The sequence below is a fragment of the Serratia montpellierensis genome, from assembly GCF_020858655.1.
GTDB classification, from domain to species: Bacteria; Pseudomonadota; Gammaproteobacteria; order Enterobacterales; family Enterobacteriaceae; genus Serratia; species Serratia montpellierensis.
The window spans coordinates 51,689-68,724 of the sequence record NZ_VOSN01000019.1 but is presented as its reverse complement, the minus strand read 5'-3'; the positions used below and the strand labels follow the sequence as shown (position 1 = coordinate 68,724).

Genomic DNA, 17,036 nt, shown 5'->3' with positions numbered 1-17,036 from the left:
ATTATTTTTGTAAATTTTCAAAAATAATTGCACACGACACGGCGGCGAGAAATGAAAAGCGGGTTTCACTGCGCGTGCCGAAACGGTAAGCTATAGCCCATGAATTGCTAAAGAAAACAAAGGAGAGCGTTTATGGCCACCTCCCTCACCTGGCATGACGTGATCGGCAAAGAGAAAGAGCAGCCCTATTTTGTTGAAACGCTCGCCTTTGTTGCCGCTGAGCGTCAAGCCGGTAAGACCATTTATCCACCGCAGAAGGACGTGTTCAACGCTTTCCGCTTTATCGAGCTGGCGGACGTCAAGGTCGTCATCCTCGGCCAGGATCCCTACCACGGCCCCAATCAGGCACACGGCCTCTCTTTCTCGGTGCGCCCCGGCGTGCCGGCGCCGCCGTCGCTGGTGAACATGTATAAAGAGCTGACGACCGACATTCCCGGCTTCGAACGCCCGGATCACGGCTACCTGCAAAGCTGGGCTGAACAGGGGGTGCTGCTGCTCAACACCGTGCTGACGGTGGAAGGCGGCCGCGCGCACTCGCACGCCAACCTGGGCTGGGAAACCTTTACCGATAAGGTGATCGCCGCCCTGAATGAGAACCGCGAAGGCGTGGTGTTCCTGCTGTGGGGCTCGCACGCGCAGAAGAAAGGCAACTTTATCGACCGCAACCGCCACCATGTGCTGAAGGCGCCGCACCCGTCGCCGCTCTCCGCGCACCGCGGTTTCCTCGGCTGCCGCCACTTCTCGCAGGCCAATCAGCTGCTGGAGCAGCAAGGACTCACGCCGATCGATTGGATGCCGCGCCTGCCGCAGGCATAGTCCAGAGACAAAAAAGGCACCCTCGGGTGCCTTTCTTTATGCCGTTGCCGGGGCGATTACGCCTTGGCTTTGGAGACCGCGACCATCGCCGGACGCAGCAGGCGGCCGTTCAGCGTATAACCTTTCTGCATCACCATCATCACGTGGTTCGGCTGGTGATCGGCGGATTCCATCATGCTCATCGCCTGATGCACTTCCGGGTTGAACGGCACGTTGACGTCGCCGACGATTTCGATGCCATACTTGCGCACCACGTCCAGCAGCGATTTCAGCGTCAGCTCGATGCCTTCGATCATCGCGGCCAGTTCAGGATTGTTTTTATCCGCCAGATCCAGCGCGCGCTCCAGGTTGTCGATCACCGGCAGCAGATCGCCGGAGAATTTCTCCAGGGCGAACTTGTGCGCTTTCTCGACGTCCAGTTCAGCGCGGCGGCGGATGTTTTCCGCTTCCGCTTTGGCGCGCAGCAGGCTGTCGCGCTCGTGCTGCTGCGCTTCCGCCAGTTGGGCTTCCAGTTCGGCGATACGCGCATCGCGCAGATCGACGCCTTCCGCCGCTTCCGGCAGCGTATCATCGTGATGAGCGTGTTGTTCCATTTCTTCCGAGACTTGCTCGTTTGGCGTCTTCTGTTCTTTACTACTCATGAATATCTCCGCGTTTTAGCATTAATCTCGCAACTTGGCTTATTATGGGGATCAAAACCGGGGTTTCAAGTCAACCGGTCACAATGTGGGGCATAAACGGGTCCCGGTGAGGAAAATCACAACAAATGAATAAAAAATTCGCCTGTATTGGCATTGTTGGCCACCCGCGTCACCCTTCAGCGCTGGCAACCCACGAGATGCTGTTCCACTGGCTGGTCGCCCGCGGCTATTCAGTGATGGTCGAACGCCAGATCGCCCATGATTTGGGGCTGAAAGACGCCGTGACCGGCAGCCTGGCGGATATCGGCCAGCGCGCCGATCTGGCGGTGGTGGTCGGCGGCGACGGCAACATGCTCGGCGCCGCGCGCGTGCTGGCGCGCTACGACATCAAGGTGATCGGGGTCAACCGCGGCAACCTCGGCTTCCTCACCGATCTCGATCCCGACAACGCCCTGCAGCAGCTGGCGGACGTGCTGGAAGGCGAGTACATCGACGAACAGCGTTTCCTGCTGGAAACCATCGTGCATAAAGAGCACCAGCAGTGCCGCATCAGCACCGCCATCAACGAAGTGGTGCTGCACCCCGGCAAAGTGGCGCACATGATCGAATTCGAAGTGTACATCGACGATCGCTTCGCCTTCTCACAGCGCTCCGACGGCCTGATCATCGCCACGCCGACCGGCTCCACCGCCTACTCGCTCTCTGCCGGTGGGCCGATCCTCACCCCGTCGCTGGAGGCGATCGCGCTGGTGCCGATGTTCCCGCACACCCTTTCCGCCCGGCCGCTGGTGATCAACGGCGACAGCACCATCCGCCTGAAGTTTTCGCAGATCGGCAGCGATCTGGAGATCAGCTGCGACAGCCAGATCGCGCTGCCTATCCAGGAAGGCGAAGAAGTGCTGATCCGCCGCAGCGATTTCCACCTGAATTTGATTCACCCGAAGGACTACAGCTATTTCAACACGTTAAGCACCAAGCTGGGCTGGTCGAAAAAATTGTTCTAAAATCTGCGCCGGCCACTTTACTGTATATAAAACCAGTTTATACTGTATGAAACTACAGTTATGTGTTTATACACAGGAAGGTTCCCATGCTGGCGCAATTAACCATCAGCAACTTTGCTATCGTTCGTGAGTTGGAAATCGATTTTCAACCGGGTATGACGGCGATCACCGGTGAAACCGGCGCCGGCAAATCCATCGCCATCGATGCGCTGGGGCTGTGCCTCGGCAACCGCGCCGACGGCAACGTGGTGCGCCTGGGAGCCGCCCGCGCCGACCTCTGCGCCCGCTTCTCGCTGGCGGACACCCCGTCCGCGCGCGAGTGGCTGGAACAGAACCAGCTGGACGACAGCAACGAATGCCTGCTGCGCCGGGTGATCAACGCCGACGGCCGTTCGCGCGGCTTTATCAACGGCACCGCCGTGCCGCTGTCGCAGCTGCGCGAGCTGGGGCAACGCCTGATCCAAATCCACGGTCAACACGCCCATCAGCTGCTGCTCAAGCCGGAGCACCAAAAAGCGCTGCTAGACGCCTACGCCGACGAACCCGCCCTGCTGGCGGCGATGAGCCAGGCCTACCAACGCTGGCACCAGAGCTGCCGCGAGCTGGCGCATCATCAGCAGCAGTCCATCGAGCGCGAAGCCCGCAAGCAGCTGCTGCAATACCAGTTGAAAGAGCTGAACGAATTCGCGCCGCAGGCCGGCGAGTTCGAGCAGACTGACGCCGAGTACAAGCGCCTGGCCAACAGCGGCCAGCTGCTGACCCTCAGCCAGCAGACGCTGCAGCTGCTCGCCGACAGCGACGAGAACAACATGCTCAGCCAGCTCTACAGCGCCAAGCACCTGCTGCTTGAACTAGCCGGGCTGGACGACAAGCTCGGCGGCCTGCTGGACATGCTGGAAGAGGCTTCTATCCAGATCAGCGAAGCCAGCGACGAGCTGCGCCACTACGCCGATCGCATGGATCTCGATCCCAACCGCCTGCACGAGCTGGAACAGCGCCTGTCGCGCCAAATCAGCCTGGCGCGCAAACATCAGGTCACGCCGGAAGAGCTGCCGCAGCTGCATCAGCAGTTGCTGGATGAACAGCAGCTGCTTTCACAGCAGGAAAGCGACCATGAACATCTGAACGAGGCGGTCACCCTGCATCACCAGCAGGCGCTGGCGCTGGCGGAGCAGCTGCATCAGAAACGCCTGCACTACGCGGCCGAGCTGACCACGCTCATTACCGACAGCATGCAGGCGCTCTCCATGCCGCACGGCAAGTTCTACATCGACGTGCGTTTCGAACCGCAGCATCTGAGCGCCGAAGGGGCCAGCCGCACCGAGTTCTGCGTCTCCACCAACCCGGGGCAGCCGCTGCAGCCGCTGGCGAAGGTCGCCTCCGGCGGTGAGCTGTCGCGCATCGCGCTGGCCATTCAGGTGATCACCGCCCGCAAGATGGAAACCCCAGCGCTGATCTTCGATGAAGTGGACGTGGGCATCAGCGGCCCGACCGCCGCCATCGTCGGCCGCCTGCTGCGCCAGCTCGGCGAATCCACCCAGGTGATGTGCGTGACCCACCTGCCGCAGGTGGCCGGATGCGGGCATCAGCACCTGTTCGTCAGCAAGCAGACCGACGGCACGGTCACCGAAACCCAGATGGCGCCGCTGGATAAGCGCGCCCGGCTGCAGGAGCTGGCGCGCCTGCTCGGCGGCAGCGAAGTCACCCGCAATACGCTGGCGAACGCCAAAGAACTGCTGGCGGCATAAAAAAGCTCAACTTTTTCACTTTCCTGCGGTCTGACAGTGACGCTGTTGACCCGAAAGATATCTAAAGTGCGGCGCGGCGGTGATCTTAAGCCCCCTCAACGGCCTGAAACAGGCCAAGCGCTTGAGGTGCTGAAAGAAAGCCAACGCGTCGCAACGTGAAAGATGAAGGGTATAAAGGTTTCCAACTGCCGCAAGGTCTATTATCATCGGCATCCTATGCCCTAAAGGAATGTGATTACTATGCGCTGTAAAACGCTGACTGCCGCCGCTGTAGTTCTTGTGATGCTGACTGCAGGCTGTTCTACTTTTGAAAAGGTGGTTTATCGTCCTGACATCAACCAGGGGAACTACCTGACGTCGACCGACGTGGCGAAAATTCAGAAAGGGATGACCCAACAACAGGTCGCTTACACATTGGGCACCCCAATGCTGCAAGACCCGTTCGGAACTCAGACGTGGTTCTATGTGTTCCGCCAGCAGCCTGGCCATGAAGACATCACCCAGCAGACGCTGACGCTGACCTTCGACAGCGCAGGCGTGTTGACCGATATCCAAAACAAACCGGCGCTGACCAAGTAATCGGCGCCGCCCGCTCTTCCGGCCCATGAGGGGGCATGGTGTTCCTCATGACAGTCGCAGGCTGCAACGCGGAAGAGAAAATCGGTTCCAGATAAAAAATAAGGCGCTATAAGCGCCTTATTTTTTTGCCTTTTCTGCCCGTTGCCGGCGCAGCTCTTTTGGATCGGCGAGCAACGGCCGGTAGATCTCCACCCGGTCGCCGTCGTTCAGCGTATCGCCCAGCTTGGCCGGGCGGCTGTAGATGCCGATTTTGTTGCTCTTGAGATCGATATCCTGTCGCAGCTCCAGCAGGCCGGAAGCTTGGAGCGCCTGCTCGACGCTGCTACCCTCGGCCAGCTTCACCTTGCGCAGGTACTGACGCTCCGGCAAGGCGTACACCACCTCGACCTGGATATCAGACACTGTAGACCTCTTTCGCCCGCTGGGTGAATGCCTGCACCATGTTGCCCGCCAGCTCTTTGAACACCTTGCCGAACGCCAGCTCAATTAGTTTGTTGGTGAACTCGAAGTCCAGGTGCAGCTCCACCTTGCAGGCCTCTTCGCTCAGCGGCGTGAAGTGCCAGCCGCCCATCAGCTTGCGGAACGGGCCATCGACCAGTTGCATATTGATGCTCTGGTTATCCAGCAGCGTATTGCGCGTGGTGAAAGTCTTACTGATACCGGCCTTGGCGACGTCCACCGCGGCGGTCATTTCGTTGGAGGTAGCGTTAAGCACCCGGCTGCCGGTGCAGCCTGGCAGAAAATCGGGGTAAGAATGAACATCGTTAACCAACTGATACATCTGCTCGGCGCTGAACGGCACTAATGCAGACCGACTGATCTGGGGCATATCATTTCCTGTAAGACATAAAACGTACAGATAATACCATTTATCTGGCGGCAAACAAAAAATCTGCTAAGGGATGAGGGCACCAAAAATGCGAAAAATTGCGCAGGTGCTGAACGGGAAAGGATTTCTTTCGCTGAAGCATCCAGTATAATGAACGCACTATGACAAAGAAAAAAGCACACAAACCCGGTTCCGCCACCATTGCTCAAAACAAGCGCGCGCGTTTCGAATACTTCATTGAAGAAGAGTTCGAGGCGGGCCTGTCGCTGCAAGGGTGGGAAGTTAAATCGCTGCGTGCAGGCAAAGCCAACCTCAGCGACAGCTACGTGACGTTCCGTGACGGTGAAGCCTATCTGTTTGGCGCCACCATCACCCCGCTCAACGTGGCTTCGTCGCATGTGGTGTGCGATCCGACGCGTACCCGTAAACTGCTGCTGAACCGACGCGAGCTGGACACCCTGCTCGGCCGCGTCAACCGCGACGGTTACACCGTGGTGGCCTTGTCCCTGTATTGGAAAAATGCCTGGAGCAAGATCAAGATCGGCGTAGCCAAAGGCAAGAAAGAGCACGACAAACGCGATGACATCAAAGATCGCGAATGGCAGACGGCGAAAGCCCGTATCATGAAGCACGCCAATCGTTAAGCCGCTGGCTTATCGAGGTAAACTTCTGGTATACTGCACAAAGTTACTTGGGGCTGATTCTGGATTCGACGGGATTTGCGAAGCCCTAGGAGCATGCCGAGGGGCGGTTGGCCTCGTAAAAAGCCGCAAAAAAATAGTCGCAAACGACGAAAACTACGCTTTAGCAGCTTAATACCCTGCTTAGAGCCCTCTCTCCCTAGCCTCCGCTCTTAGGACGGGGATCAAGAGAGGTCAAACCCAAAAGAGATCGCGTGGATGTCCTGCCTGGGGCTGAAGCGTTAAACTCAATCAGGCTAGTCTGTCAGTAGCGTGTCCATCCGCAGCTGGCCGGCGAATGTAAAGATTGGACTAAGCATGTAGTGCCGACGGTGTAGTAATTTCGGACGGGGGTTCAAATCCCCCCAGCTCCACCAAATACGTCGCCAGTGAACCAGATAGACCCGGCGATAATAGCGAAAAAAAGCCCGCAACTTCGGTTGCGGGCTTTTTTGTATCCGTAATCGTCCGAGTTTATCCGGCTAAATCTGGAGACTGTTGGTATGCGGTTAGGTATACGCTAAATTGATACCAATTACGTACAACCAATAGATGGAAGACTCCGTGCATAGCGTGGACTACATAAGTATAAAAACCAGAGTCCAGCAAATGGCAGAATAGCAGCAAATTGCTTTAGAGAGCATTTACTCAGCCGTCGAGGCCAATTGGTTTGCCCTTAAGCGAACAAGGATAACTGCGGACTAGCCAAGGATATCTGGCGATCTTAAGAAAGTTGTTTCCCGAGGTCTGTAGTTATCCTAATTCATGAAATTAAGGCAAGAATGGTGATTGAAGCATTAGTATGGCAATAGTGGCGCCAAACTGCATCGATTATTTAACTAGTGCCAATTTGAATGCCAGCGGGAAATTAGGTCTGCATCATCTGCTGTTTTCTTTGATAGCACGGGGTAACAGCTAGTTCCGTCCTTACCGGTGTTTGCAGCGCTTGGGTGCTGGATATCAGGACCGTTTTTGCTGCTATAAAGAGTGCATTCCAGTTTCAGTTAGTTGACGGGTCAACGCACCCCAGTTTGGGTAGCTCGCAAGAAACTACTGTTTACAGTTAACCTGGGGAGTCCTAACCGTTTAGCGATACGCTTCTGAGGCAGACAACCTTGATTATGGAGAATAAATACCTCGATAAACCATACCCTTTCACTTATAAAATAATGCCCATTAAGCAGATGACGATCATTATTTTCGAAAAAAAGCCACCCTAACAGACGTTTAGAATGTAATCTCTACAGCTGCGCTGTGCTTAGGTAAGCATATCACTTCTGTTCAGATGGACGAATTCAGTAAGCCACTCAACTACCTAAGGTTACAACATAAAAGGTTGGTTAGAGCTAGTTTCAATTGGAAGATATCGTTCCTTATCGCCTCGCAAGATATGCCCGTCCAGAAAAAGGCTACGTAGCTGAGCTGTCGACGATATGCGCATTTTTATCATGGCGTTCCGTTTGTGCGTGCTTATAGTTTTATATGCAACATTAAATTTCTTGGCCAAACACTTGATACTATCCCCTTCAATGATACCTGTAATTATAGCTATTTCACTAGGTGTGAGGTTTGACATGGGAGGACCTATGTAAAACTGGGAATTATATGAGGCAAAATTCTCTCCATCAAAAAATCGTGTCAAAAAACTAACAAAGCAACTTATGTCAATTTTTTTTGGTATCTGCCAGCCAGCCTCCCCCCGCTCAAAATTATTGAATTTATTTATAAACATGGTCGGTTTTGAAGACCAGAGCAGACACTTTACTGACGGATGATAAGTGGCCATGAAATGAGTGAACTCACCCCAGTTATTATAACTCTCATTCTGCCCGAAGGCCTCCATCAAATAGACATCGGCAGGCCCTTTCCTCAGCGCCAAACACATTAGTGCGGATAGACTGGATACCACATCGGTAACATTTATTCTTTCAACAAAATATTTACTTAATACCTGAACCATACTCTCCCGATAAAAAACCACCGGATCCATCACTACAATATTTATCTTTCTGTTGTTTTTCTTCAAGATTGCGATGCCCATGTAATAACCATATACTTATGACCCCGAGCGCAAGTAGTTTCGAGATTAAACGAGCCCTACATGATAATCATGTCGCGAATTTTTATCTGCTAAAGCGTTTTTATCGAGGTATAAGATATAGATAATGTTACTCGTAAACGAACGTCACGCCAATAATGGACTGAACATTGCCTGCTACCACTTGCCCATTGATTCGTGCATAGGAAGCCGTTAGTCCCAAACTTTGGGGGCTGGTACCGACCGTACCGAGAGAAACATTCTTATTGGTAGCTATAATGCCATTACGGTTAGACAGTTGTACGCCAACGCCAGTAGCCGGATTTGAAGATGACGTATTGGTAAATATGGTGCTTGCCGTATCAGCAGTTGTGCCGGTCAGATAATAAGCCAGCTGTTGGTTTTGTCCACAATGGACAGTTAGCGGTACAGCAGCCGTGCCGGGGTAATCCGGCAAGGTAACCGTCACATTGCGCGATGACACGTCGCAACCACCAGTGGGAACCACCACTGTGTTATTAGCATAAATATTCCATGTGAAACGGTCTATTGTGCCATTTTGTTGACCGGTTTGAGGGTTTGTTGAATATTTATACATATTTAATCTGGCAATCAAACTACCCTTATTAATTAATACTCCTGACGCCGCTGAAATAGGTTTCAGGAATAGCATAACATTCCATGGCTGATATGAACTGGTTGTAAATGCGGTCTCTTTGGTTCTATTAGTAACTGGCAGTGGATAGCTTGAATTATAATACTTCACCGTTCCTGTGAAATTTTCCAGAGCCCCACCATAGGCGCTGCCGTCATTTAAAGCCACCCAGTCAATATAGGATTGTGGAAGTTCATTTCGACAACTTATGCTTGAGTTTAGGTCTACAACGAGGTTCTGACCAGCCTGTACGCTAGGCGTTAAGTTAGCATAAACAGTGAAAGTTCCTGCCCCTCCTCCAGAGCTAGAATTAATTACATTTCCTGTAGCATCCTTACAAGCAAAAGCATTAACGCCGGATGAATATGCCATTAGGCATACAGAAGCCACGAGGGCAGCAACTTCTTTTTTCTTCAACACTTTCTTTAGTTTTGAAACCAGTGTCATGACGTGACTCCTCAATTTAGGCGTAAGTGTATGTGACATTAATTACGGCCTGAATACTGCCTTGCTTGGCGTTGCCATTAACTGATAACGCACGAACCTGTAATGGCAGACTCGCTGACTGTGTGGAATCATCAACCTGAACCGCCTTGGTTTTTCCGTTGTTTAGGTTATTGCCACTGGTGTCCTGCAGCTCCAATTGAAGATTGGTTGCCCCACCTTGATTTTTGTAATATCCCGTGCTGTCCGTTGTCCCCGTGAATGTTGCCGTGACTCTCGAAGTGCCTATTGGACAATTGGTCAAATTCAGCGTTACCGGATGCCAGGCTGAGCCCGAGCCGGCCTGTATATAATTAAATGTAAACAAGTCGCCCAAGTCTACCGTCGCCGATGGCGATGATACGGTGCAGGGCTTGGCCACTACGCGTCCGTTGACCGTAATGGTCACGTCAGCTGCATGCGCGGCGAATGTTGTAGTAAAAAGCAACGCCCCCGCCAGCATAATGTTCTTGATAATGATCATCTTCAGACTTCCTTACTGAAACTCTAAGGTGAAATTGGCCGTCGCTGTCACTGTTCCTGCCATCACGGGCGCGCGCGTTGCCATTAAGCGTGCATAAAAGCCCAACGTATTGGGCTGGCCCGCCGTCAATGTCGTCCACTTCAGGGAGTCCTGAGCCGCATTTAATGGAATCGGAGTCTTGTCGCGATCCAGTATTTGCACCCCAATACCGCTTGCGGCGTTTGTTCCAGCATCAATCTTTAACAGGGTAGTGTTGTCGTTGTCAGAGGTTCCGACATACCCCACGCGAACTGCCGTCGCGGAACTGCCGCACTTGTCGAAGACAATCTTGAAAGGTATGGATGGCGTGACGGCCCCAACCCGGTTGAATTGCTTGGCCGCATTGCTCAACAAATCCACCGTAAAATCCTGAGAGTCAACAGAGACCGAGCAGGCATTGTCTTTTAGATAACCTGTGATGGTGATAGTACTGTCAGCCGCATGGGCATATCCCGCAACCAACGGCAACAAACACAGGATTGGAAGGTATTTTCTCATTGCGTCATCATCTCCTGCTTATCACCGGCAAATGGCAGAGGCATAGCTCAAAGCCTGGTTTTGACTGTCAGCCGGCAAACTGTACGTCGCCGTGCAGCGTTCATTTTCGCTATTGCCCCACCTCACGTTGACGGTACCTTTTGGCGCAAGGCCGGTAAGGTAAACTTGCCCGCCATCTGCCACGATGCTGCCTGACTGACCATCTCCGTAAGAGGCTACAGAGCCGAACGGGACTGGCTTGCCGTTGTTTGTCAATGTCATAAGAACCTTCAGCCCGACTTTGGCCTTGAAGTCCGCACGCACGACGGCTCCCCGTGTAGGAACGACGCTTAATACCGGTTCCTCCAGTTCGACGTTGTTCGCCAGTGTATTCGTGTTCAAGGATATCCGATTCTCGCGGTAGTCCATCGCATAAGGGAGCACGGCATAACCACGCCAATCTGTACGCACCCCTGTTTGATTCTCGACAGAAACGTGTTTCGCCCCCGGCGCCTTGATAAGCACCATGGTGTCATTGAGTGGCTGGCTGAAGGTGATGCCATTTTCGTGGGCAAGTACGCCACCACTGGCACCATAGTAAATCTGCTTATAGTCACCGCTGTGGCTATAACCGACGTTGGCGTTGCCGTAAGCGCCGCGGTAATTCAGCGCGGCGTTACCCGTTGCGCCGCTATTACCATTACCACCGCTGTTATAGCCCGATTGCACGCTATAACTCAGGTTGTTATCTTCCAGCAGCGTCCCGTAAAGGCCGGCCGTATTTGTCGTACGTCCCTTGAAGTCTGTCGACGTGTTGTAACTGGCATTGGCATTTCGGAATACTGACCGGGTATCCGAGCGCATCCAGTGGCTGAACGGAATATTAATGTTGAAAGCAAGCAGTTGGTCTTTATCGTCGGACCAGGCATTTTTGGACAGACTATAACTCAGGCTCCAGCTGATATCCTGAATGGTGCTGTTATAGCCAATCTGCAGCTGTTCATCTGAACGGCTGGTATTCCAGTAGCTTTGATGACTGCCAGTCAGGTATATCGTCGATGTCCGTCCAACCTGTTGCGTCACCGTCGCCTGCAAACGACCGCGCTTGCTGTAGTTCAGATTGTAATAATCCGTCAGCTTTGGTTTGATATTCACGATCCCGTCTTCACTAATCACGGAGTAACCGCTCATGCGTCGCCACGCGGTGTCGGCCAGAGAATAGAAGCCCCGGGTAGAATAACGGTATCCGACCAGTTGGAAATTGGTCCCTAACTCATTGAGTGATTTGTTATAGAGAAAACGCAGAGATTGTCCCTGATGCTTGCTGCCGTCAGGCAAGGTGGCATTCGCCTGCGTAATATCTGAAGATACCGCCCCGAGGTAGCCCAGGTTTTTCCCCACCCCGAGGTTAAAGGCACGATAGTCGTTTGAGGCACGTGTGCCGCCATAGACCGTCCAGCCATCGGGTAATCCCCAAAGCGCCGTTCCCTGGAAAAACTTCGGCTTGTCTTGTTGTTCATTACCACTGCGGAACTGCCCTGCAGTCACCGCGTACTTCACCTGTCCTTCACGCTGCAACATTGGAACGGATGAGAAGGGAACGGTAAAGACCTGAACGGAGCCATCCGCCTCTTTCACCGTCACCTGCAGATCGCCACTGTTACCTGCCGCATACAGATCACCGATAGTGAAGGCGCCGGCGGGTACCGTGGTCTGATATATTTCATATCCGTTCTGCTTGACCGATACGCGTGCGGTACCACGTGCTATTCCATGTATAACGGGCGCAAAGCCGCGTTGACTGTCGGGTAGCATATTATCGTCTGTGGCAACCTGAAGGCCGCGGAAGTTGATACCTTCAAAGATATCACCCGCAGTATAGCCATCACCCATCGTCAGCCGGCTGCGCCAGGATACAATGTCACGTTCAAGCCAGGTATTGACATGTTGCCAGCGATTTTCGTTATATCCCGTGCCGCTGCTGTAACTCCAGGTTGAGTTATCCCGCAGGCGCCATGCCCCCAGGTTGAGACCCGTTTGCAGATTGAGATAGGCGTAATTGCGGGTGCCGCCATTGTGACTGCGCACTTCACTGCCGGTATAGTTGTAATTGAGCAAACCGGCCGTAATACCATTATCCCAAAGCTCGGGAGCTATGTACCCTCTCGCCTGATTTCCCATGAAAGCCTGAGGAATGCTGATGGAAAGACGCTGGCGACCGACATCGAATGAGCTTGCAGCATCAGCAATAAGCCGTGTGAAAGGCACGCAGGCCGTGCTCTTCATTACGGCAATATCTGGAATAGTCAAGGTATTGACGCCAAGTGAAGCCAGCTGAGAGCGAGTGAGACACGGTTCCAGCTTGCTACCGTCATCACTTTTATCAAAGGTGATGTCTCGCGTCGTCACGTAACCCTCGTTCATGTAAATGTCGACACGATAGGTACCCGGCGGCGCATCAAGCCCCTTTTCGAAACTGGAGAGATCGGCAACCGATGCCGGGTCGTCAGCCAGGAACCGGGGATTGAAGTAGTTGTCTGCGCGCGCGGAAAATGTCGAAGCCACCAAGAGCAATGCCAGCGGCGTAAGCATTGCTTTGTTTAGCGCCCGTTCCCGGATGTGGTATTTTTTCATGTTATCCGTGCCTGCTCCATAAACCAGGTGACTTGTCGCTACCGCACGCCGTCATCAATGCCGGTGCTGCGTTACCTGCGTTATTGAATCCATTGTTTTAGTGAATGACTCAGATCGTTACTGCAAGGTGCCTTTCATCACAGACGTGAGCGCACCGTAATCATTAATCGTGCGATATGTAATTGCACTGCCGGCATCGCCCGGCAGTTTCACCGTTGCCGCCCCCATAGGCGGGACCATGACATTGGCTAATGAACGTGTGCCGGCATTCAATTCCGTGACGGTCAGAAAATAGGGTGTTGGATTATTCAGTACCAGTGTGTTCGCATCGCGTTTAAACGTCAGTTTTCCGGGGGCCTGATCAGGCGCCATACTGAGATTTTGTGGGCGATACAACAATTTGATTCGGCTCGTTATCGCCAGTTGAAGCGTATTTTCTTTCTGTTTTGCCTTGTCCAGAGAGGGAATGGCTTTGACGTTGACCCAGAAAAGACTTTCGCGGTCTTTAGGCAAGGCGTTATTGGTTGCATCAATAATACGCAGCGTATTTTCTTTTTTCCCCTGCATGAGGAACAACGGCGGAGTAATAACGAACCGGCCTTCTTTTTGACCATCATCGTTCTCGACCCAGGATTGAATAAGAAAGGTGTCTTTATCATTATTGTTGCTCACACCCAGAGTGACCTGTTTCTGTTCTGCCGGATAAATAACGCGTGTTGCCCCAAGAGCCACGCCCGCTTCAGCATGCGGAGTACAAAATACGACTGCCAAAGCCAGCAGTGAACCCATGACATTTCCGGTCGCTTTCATTTTAATCACGTTAACCTCTTGGGCGGATAACCGCCGTTTTAACCTTTTGCGCGCGCTTATCTCATCCGAGATAAAAGTTTCATACGCGAAAACGAATGTTTTATTGGTATGTCAAAGAGAACCAAGCCTGGGCATTTGCAGCACCACCGATAACCGTATTGCCGGTTGCCCGATATTTGGCAACAAATTGCAAGATACGCGTTCCTTTAGTCAGCGGTTTCCAAGACTGAGGTTCTGAATTAATGGGTATGAGTTGCCCCTGTTCATCGAACAGGGCGATGCCGACGCCAGACGCAATTCCCTCGCCTTCGCCAACCGACAGAACATCAGGGTTTTTGCCATCGGCTACGCCGTGAAAGACGATACCGACGCGATCGCTGACATTGGGATTACAATCCTGGAGATGCAAACTGAACGGCACCGGATCGGCGTCATCCCCTGCATCCTTGAAACGGTTACTGCTAACCTGTCCCATGCGAACAACCAGTTGCCTGTCACCCGCCTCAACCGTACAGGCTTCAGCGATGAGCTCCCCCTGAAAGCGCATCTGTCCTCCAGGAAGCGTGACGTTCCACTTGTTGCCGGCGATAGACAGAGGAGCAATGAAAAGCAGGCAGAGTCCCAGTCTGGTTTTGAGCATCGCTTATTCCCTCTTCGATAGCTGAAAACAGGCCGTCCTGGCCTGATTAAGCATCCTTGCAGACCGGTATTACTGGTACTGAACTTTAAAGTTGGCGTTCGCGTTGGCAGTACCAGGAGTGGCAGCACCGGTGGCGATGTAACGCGCCTGGAATGGCAGAGTGTTGGTACCGTCAGTCAGAGTGGCAGCAGTACTGAAGGTTGCACCGTCGAATGCCAGCGCTTTGCCTGCACTGTCCAGCACCTGCACACCCACGTTGGTAGCACCACCCGCAGAGGAGCTTTCCAGTGCCAGAGCAGTTGGGTTCTCAGCATTGACAGCAACACCAGAGAATGCAATGGCCGCTTTGGTAGCAACGGTGGTATCGCAATCGTTCAGCTGAATGTTGAAGCCTACAGCAGAGCTGGTTTTACCCGCCTCGCTCAGCGTGGCAGTTTTGACCTGGCCCAGCTGGACGGTTTGGTCTACAGAACCGGCATCAACGGCGCAAGCAGCGTTAACTACTTCACCTTTAAAGTGAACGGTACCACCGTTAACGGTAGTAGTTGCTGCATGAGCCAGGCCAGCAGTCATCAGAGAGGCGGCAATCAAGGTGTTGATAAGACGGATCTTACGCATAAGTTCAAAACTCCATGTCTTGGTAAAAGGCCAATAATTGGCATAACAACTTGATTCAAATGAGCATTTTTTCTGTTTGTCTCGCGCCAAATCGAACACGGCAAGACAAAAAAAGTAGTCAAAATGAACCAAATTGTATCATTTGGAGTTAAATATCGTTTTTGGCATAATTACAGTTAAATGTTTCGAAATAAATATGTATTGCAGTCAAACAAGCTGGAGAGGCGATTGATGGGATAATATAAGAATGGATAAAGTATGGATTGCGACTGCAAAGAATTTTGCACTCTCAGATGTTTCTGCTGCGGTTGGCTAGTTAGGTAACTAATAAAAGCGGATATTCTGTTAAAAAAAAGAATCCAAGAAGAATTGACTTGGCGCAAATTATAGACGAAACTAATTACAATTTGGTTCATTTTGACTAATTCCTCTACAATTCCTTTTGCCAAACCTCTGCAAACCGACGATGATTGCTCGAGGTATATAACACTGTGTGTTGAATGTTTCTATGTCCCAAATAGTCCTGTATCAGCCGCGTATCTGTCCCCCTGTTAGCCAAAGCATATCCGCATGAATGCCTCAACATATGTGGATTAAGAGAGACGGCGATACTTGCCAAGGAACCGAACTTCTTCATCATGTTATAAACTTGTTGGCGAGAAAGAGGACCGCCTTTTTGCGAGAGAAATATCCAAGGTGATTCGCAGCCACGCCATGTTACTCTTTCCTCTAGCCAAGCTTTTAGAAGCTTTATCTCTGAAGCCAAAAGTGGATGCGTTGTTTTTAAGCCGCTTTTTAGCCTGTTTACGTGCACGACTTTATCAATGAGATTGATATCCGAAAATTTTAAGTGGCAGAGCTCACTAACCCTGAAACCATGAATAAAACACATTTGAATAAAACACTCATCTCGCTTAGGGAAACTTCCTTTACGAGATGCCTCAAGCAAGCGATCTATTTCATTTTGTGTAAGATATTTTCTTTTCTTCACAGAAACACCTCCATATTTTAGGCCGTGTGAAAAATTACCGTCGATTTTCAAGCTTCTTGATATCAATAGTATTATCTCAAGTGAAACATAGTTAGGCAATATAATTAAGGTATAAATCAAGATAGTTTAATCCGTGTATTAATATCACAGCCTATTTATTGAACGACATAACTTAATTGCGGACACCATCTATTTTTCAAGCTATCTTTTCCATGCATAATAACTTTTAAATAAAAAACGAATCACATTCCAATATGGAAACATCTGATTTCATCATGTCAATAAAAATGACTATACATACTACTTATCACTCTCCCGTCTATTAAACCCGACTAAGAATGTATTTCACATCAGCATTGACCTGTTCGCGTCGTTGGCTAATACACTGCGACCTGGGTGATCCGCTAATACGTTCTTCTATTTATCTCATATACTGAGCACAAAAAGATTGTGTGGTGTGGAAGTGGCTGAAGTGAAAATCTCAAAGCTCCTGTGCAAGTGTAAGCATCCAGTAAATCGAATTATTCAATTTTAGAGATCTTTCGGCATATAGAATGTGTCCTTTAAAGAGATCATCATGCGCAAAGCCCATTTTACTGAGCATCAGATCATCCTCGTACTGAACTCCGTCGAAGCAGATTGGACCGTCAAAAATGTTTGCCGCGAAGCAGGAATATCTGAGGCCTCGTACTACAACTGAAAAGCAAAGCGCGGCGGGAATTCACCCTATGATATTAAATAAATAAAATATTTTAAGGAGGAAATAAAACGAGTATGCTTACATTTTCTGGTATTAGGTTTCTTTGTTGTGCAATTTCCTCGCGGTTATCGCCTTGTCCCTTCGTTATTCAAACGTCATCGTTCGCTTCC

At 51.5% G+C, this 17,036-nt stretch carries 17 protein-coding genes, 1 other RNA gene and 1 pseudogene; 7 read left to right on the top strand and 12 right to left on the bottom strand.

Translation table 11 applies throughout. From position 1 onward, the window contains the following. The first annotated feature begins 132 nt into the window (after positions 1–132). A complete protein-coding gene (ung, locus tag FUU19_RS20230; protein WP_230490015.1) occupies positions 133–816 on the top strand; it encodes a uracil-DNA glycosylase in 684 nt (227 codons plus the stop codon). A 56-nt stretch (positions 817–872) separates the two neighbouring features. Here ung and grpE read toward each other — a convergent pair whose 3' ends face one another. Further along, positions 873–1,457 (bottom strand): nucleotide exchange factor GrpE, encoded by a 585-nt coding sequence (grpE, locus tag FUU19_RS20225; protein ID WP_025303955.1) that lies wholly within the window; start codon positions 1,455–1,457, stop codon positions 873–875. 125 nt (positions 1,458–1,582) lie between these two features. Here grpE and nadK point away from each other — a divergent pair, with 125 nt between their 5' ends. From nadK to bamE, 3 genes are all read left to right on the top strand, one after another. Further along, positions 1,583–2,461, top strand: a complete 879-nt coding sequence (nadK, locus tag FUU19_RS20220) for an NAD(+) kinase (protein ID WP_019452304.1) — start codon at positions 1,583–1,585, stop codon at positions 2,459–2,461. Between the two features lie 86 nt (positions 2,462–2,547). After that, entirely contained in the window at positions 2,548–4,209 is a 1,662-nt protein-coding gene (recN, locus tag FUU19_RS20215) for a DNA repair protein RecN (protein ID WP_230490014.1), read from the top strand. A gap of 240 nt (positions 4,210–4,449) precedes the next feature. Beyond that, a complete protein-coding gene (bamE, locus tag FUU19_RS20210; protein ID WP_004929101.1) occupies positions 4,450–4,788 on the top strand; it encodes an outer membrane protein assembly factor BamE in 339 nt (112 codons plus the stop codon). A gap of 117 nt (positions 4,789–4,905) precedes the next feature. Here bamE and FUU19_RS20205 read toward each other — a convergent pair whose 3' ends face one another. Together FUU19_RS20205 and FUU19_RS20200 are read right to left on the bottom strand one after the other, a co-directional pair. Continuing rightward, complete coding sequence (locus tag FUU19_RS20205; RefSeq protein WP_141998721.1) at positions 4,906–5,190, bottom strand: RnfH family protein; 285 nt, start codon at positions 5,188–5,190, stop codon at positions 4,906–4,908. After that, positions 5,183–5,617: a type II toxin-antitoxin system RatA family toxin gene (locus FUU19_RS20200; protein ID WP_197811334.1), complete on the bottom strand. Its 435-nt coding sequence runs from the start codon at positions 5,615–5,617 to the stop codon at positions 5,183–5,185. Before FUU19_RS20200 ends, FUU19_RS20205 begins: the two co-directional genes overlap by 8 nt. Positions 5,618–5,778: 161 nt before the next feature. On the opposite strand from FUU19_RS20200, the gene smpB reads away from it, so the two are divergent. After that, positions 5,779–6,261 (top strand): SsrA-binding protein SmpB, encoded by a 483-nt coding sequence (gene smpB, locus FUU19_RS20195; RefSeq protein WP_016929804.1) that lies wholly within the window; start codon positions 5,779–5,781, stop codon positions 6,259–6,261. Positions 6,262–6,310: 49 nt separating this feature from the next. Further along, positions 6,311–6,674: a transfer-messenger RNA gene (gene ssrA / locus FUU19_RS20190) on the top strand. A 944-nt stretch (positions 6,675–7,618) separates the two neighbouring features. Here the strand turns inward: ssrA and FUU19_RS20185 are convergent. The 9 genes from FUU19_RS20185 to FUU19_RS20145 form a co-directional block, all read right to left on the bottom strand. Beyond that, on the bottom strand, positions 7,619–8,338 hold the full coding sequence (locus FUU19_RS20185; protein WP_060441107.1) for a helix-turn-helix transcriptional regulator: 720 nt from the start codon (positions 8,336–8,338) through the stop codon (positions 7,619–7,621). Positions 8,339–8,465: 127 nt separating this feature from the next. Beyond that, complete coding sequence (locus tag FUU19_RS20180; protein ID WP_430726491.1) at positions 8,466–9,437, bottom strand: fimbrial protein; 972 nt, start codon at positions 9,435–9,437, stop codon at positions 8,466–8,468. Positions 9,438–9,453: 16 nt separating this feature from the next. Further along, positions 9,454–9,957, bottom strand: a complete 504-nt coding sequence (fimG, locus tag FUU19_RS20175; protein WP_458296270.1) for a type 1 fimbrial minor subunit FimG — start codon at positions 9,955–9,957, stop codon at positions 9,454–9,456. Positions 9,958–9,969: 12 nt separating this feature from the next. Then, a complete protein-coding gene (fimF, locus tag FUU19_RS20170) occupies positions 9,970–10,494 on the bottom strand; it encodes a type 1 fimbrial adaptor subunit FimF (protein ID WP_060441106.1) in 525 nt (174 codons plus the stop codon). 21 nt (positions 10,495–10,515) lie between these two features. Further along, a complete protein-coding gene (locus tag FUU19_RS20165; protein ID WP_060441105.1) occupies positions 10,516–13,107 on the bottom strand; it encodes a fimbrial biogenesis usher protein in 2,592 nt (863 codons plus the stop codon). A gap of 117 nt (positions 13,108–13,224) precedes the next feature. Continuing rightward, entirely contained in the window at positions 13,225–13,896 is a 672-nt protein-coding gene (locus tag FUU19_RS20160) for a fimbria/pilus periplasmic chaperone (RefSeq protein ID WP_226773051.1), read from the bottom strand. 121 nt (positions 13,897–14,017) lie between these two features. Further along, a complete protein-coding gene (gene fimI / locus FUU19_RS20155; RefSeq protein ID WP_060441103.1) occupies positions 14,018–14,557 on the bottom strand; it encodes a type 1 fimbrial minor subunit FimI in 540 nt (179 codons plus the stop codon). 69 nt (positions 14,558–14,626) lie between these two features. Beyond that, positions 14,627–15,175: a type 1 fimbrial major subunit FimA gene (fimA, locus tag FUU19_RS20150; RefSeq protein WP_089186389.1), complete on the bottom strand. Its 549-nt coding sequence runs from the start codon at positions 15,173–15,175 to the stop codon at positions 14,627–14,629. A 430-nt stretch (positions 15,176–15,605) separates the two neighbouring features. Then, positions 15,606–16,166, bottom strand: a complete 561-nt coding sequence (locus FUU19_RS20145) for a tyrosine-type DNA invertase (RefSeq protein WP_072271062.1) — start codon at positions 16,164–16,166, stop codon at positions 15,606–15,608. Positions 16,167–16,743: 577 nt separating this feature from the next. Here FUU19_RS20145 and FUU19_RS20140 point away from each other — a divergent pair. Continuing rightward, positions 16,744–16,863, top strand: a pseudogene (locus tag FUU19_RS20140) (transposase); the annotation flags it as partial. Positions 16,864–17,036 lie beyond the last annotated feature (173 nt).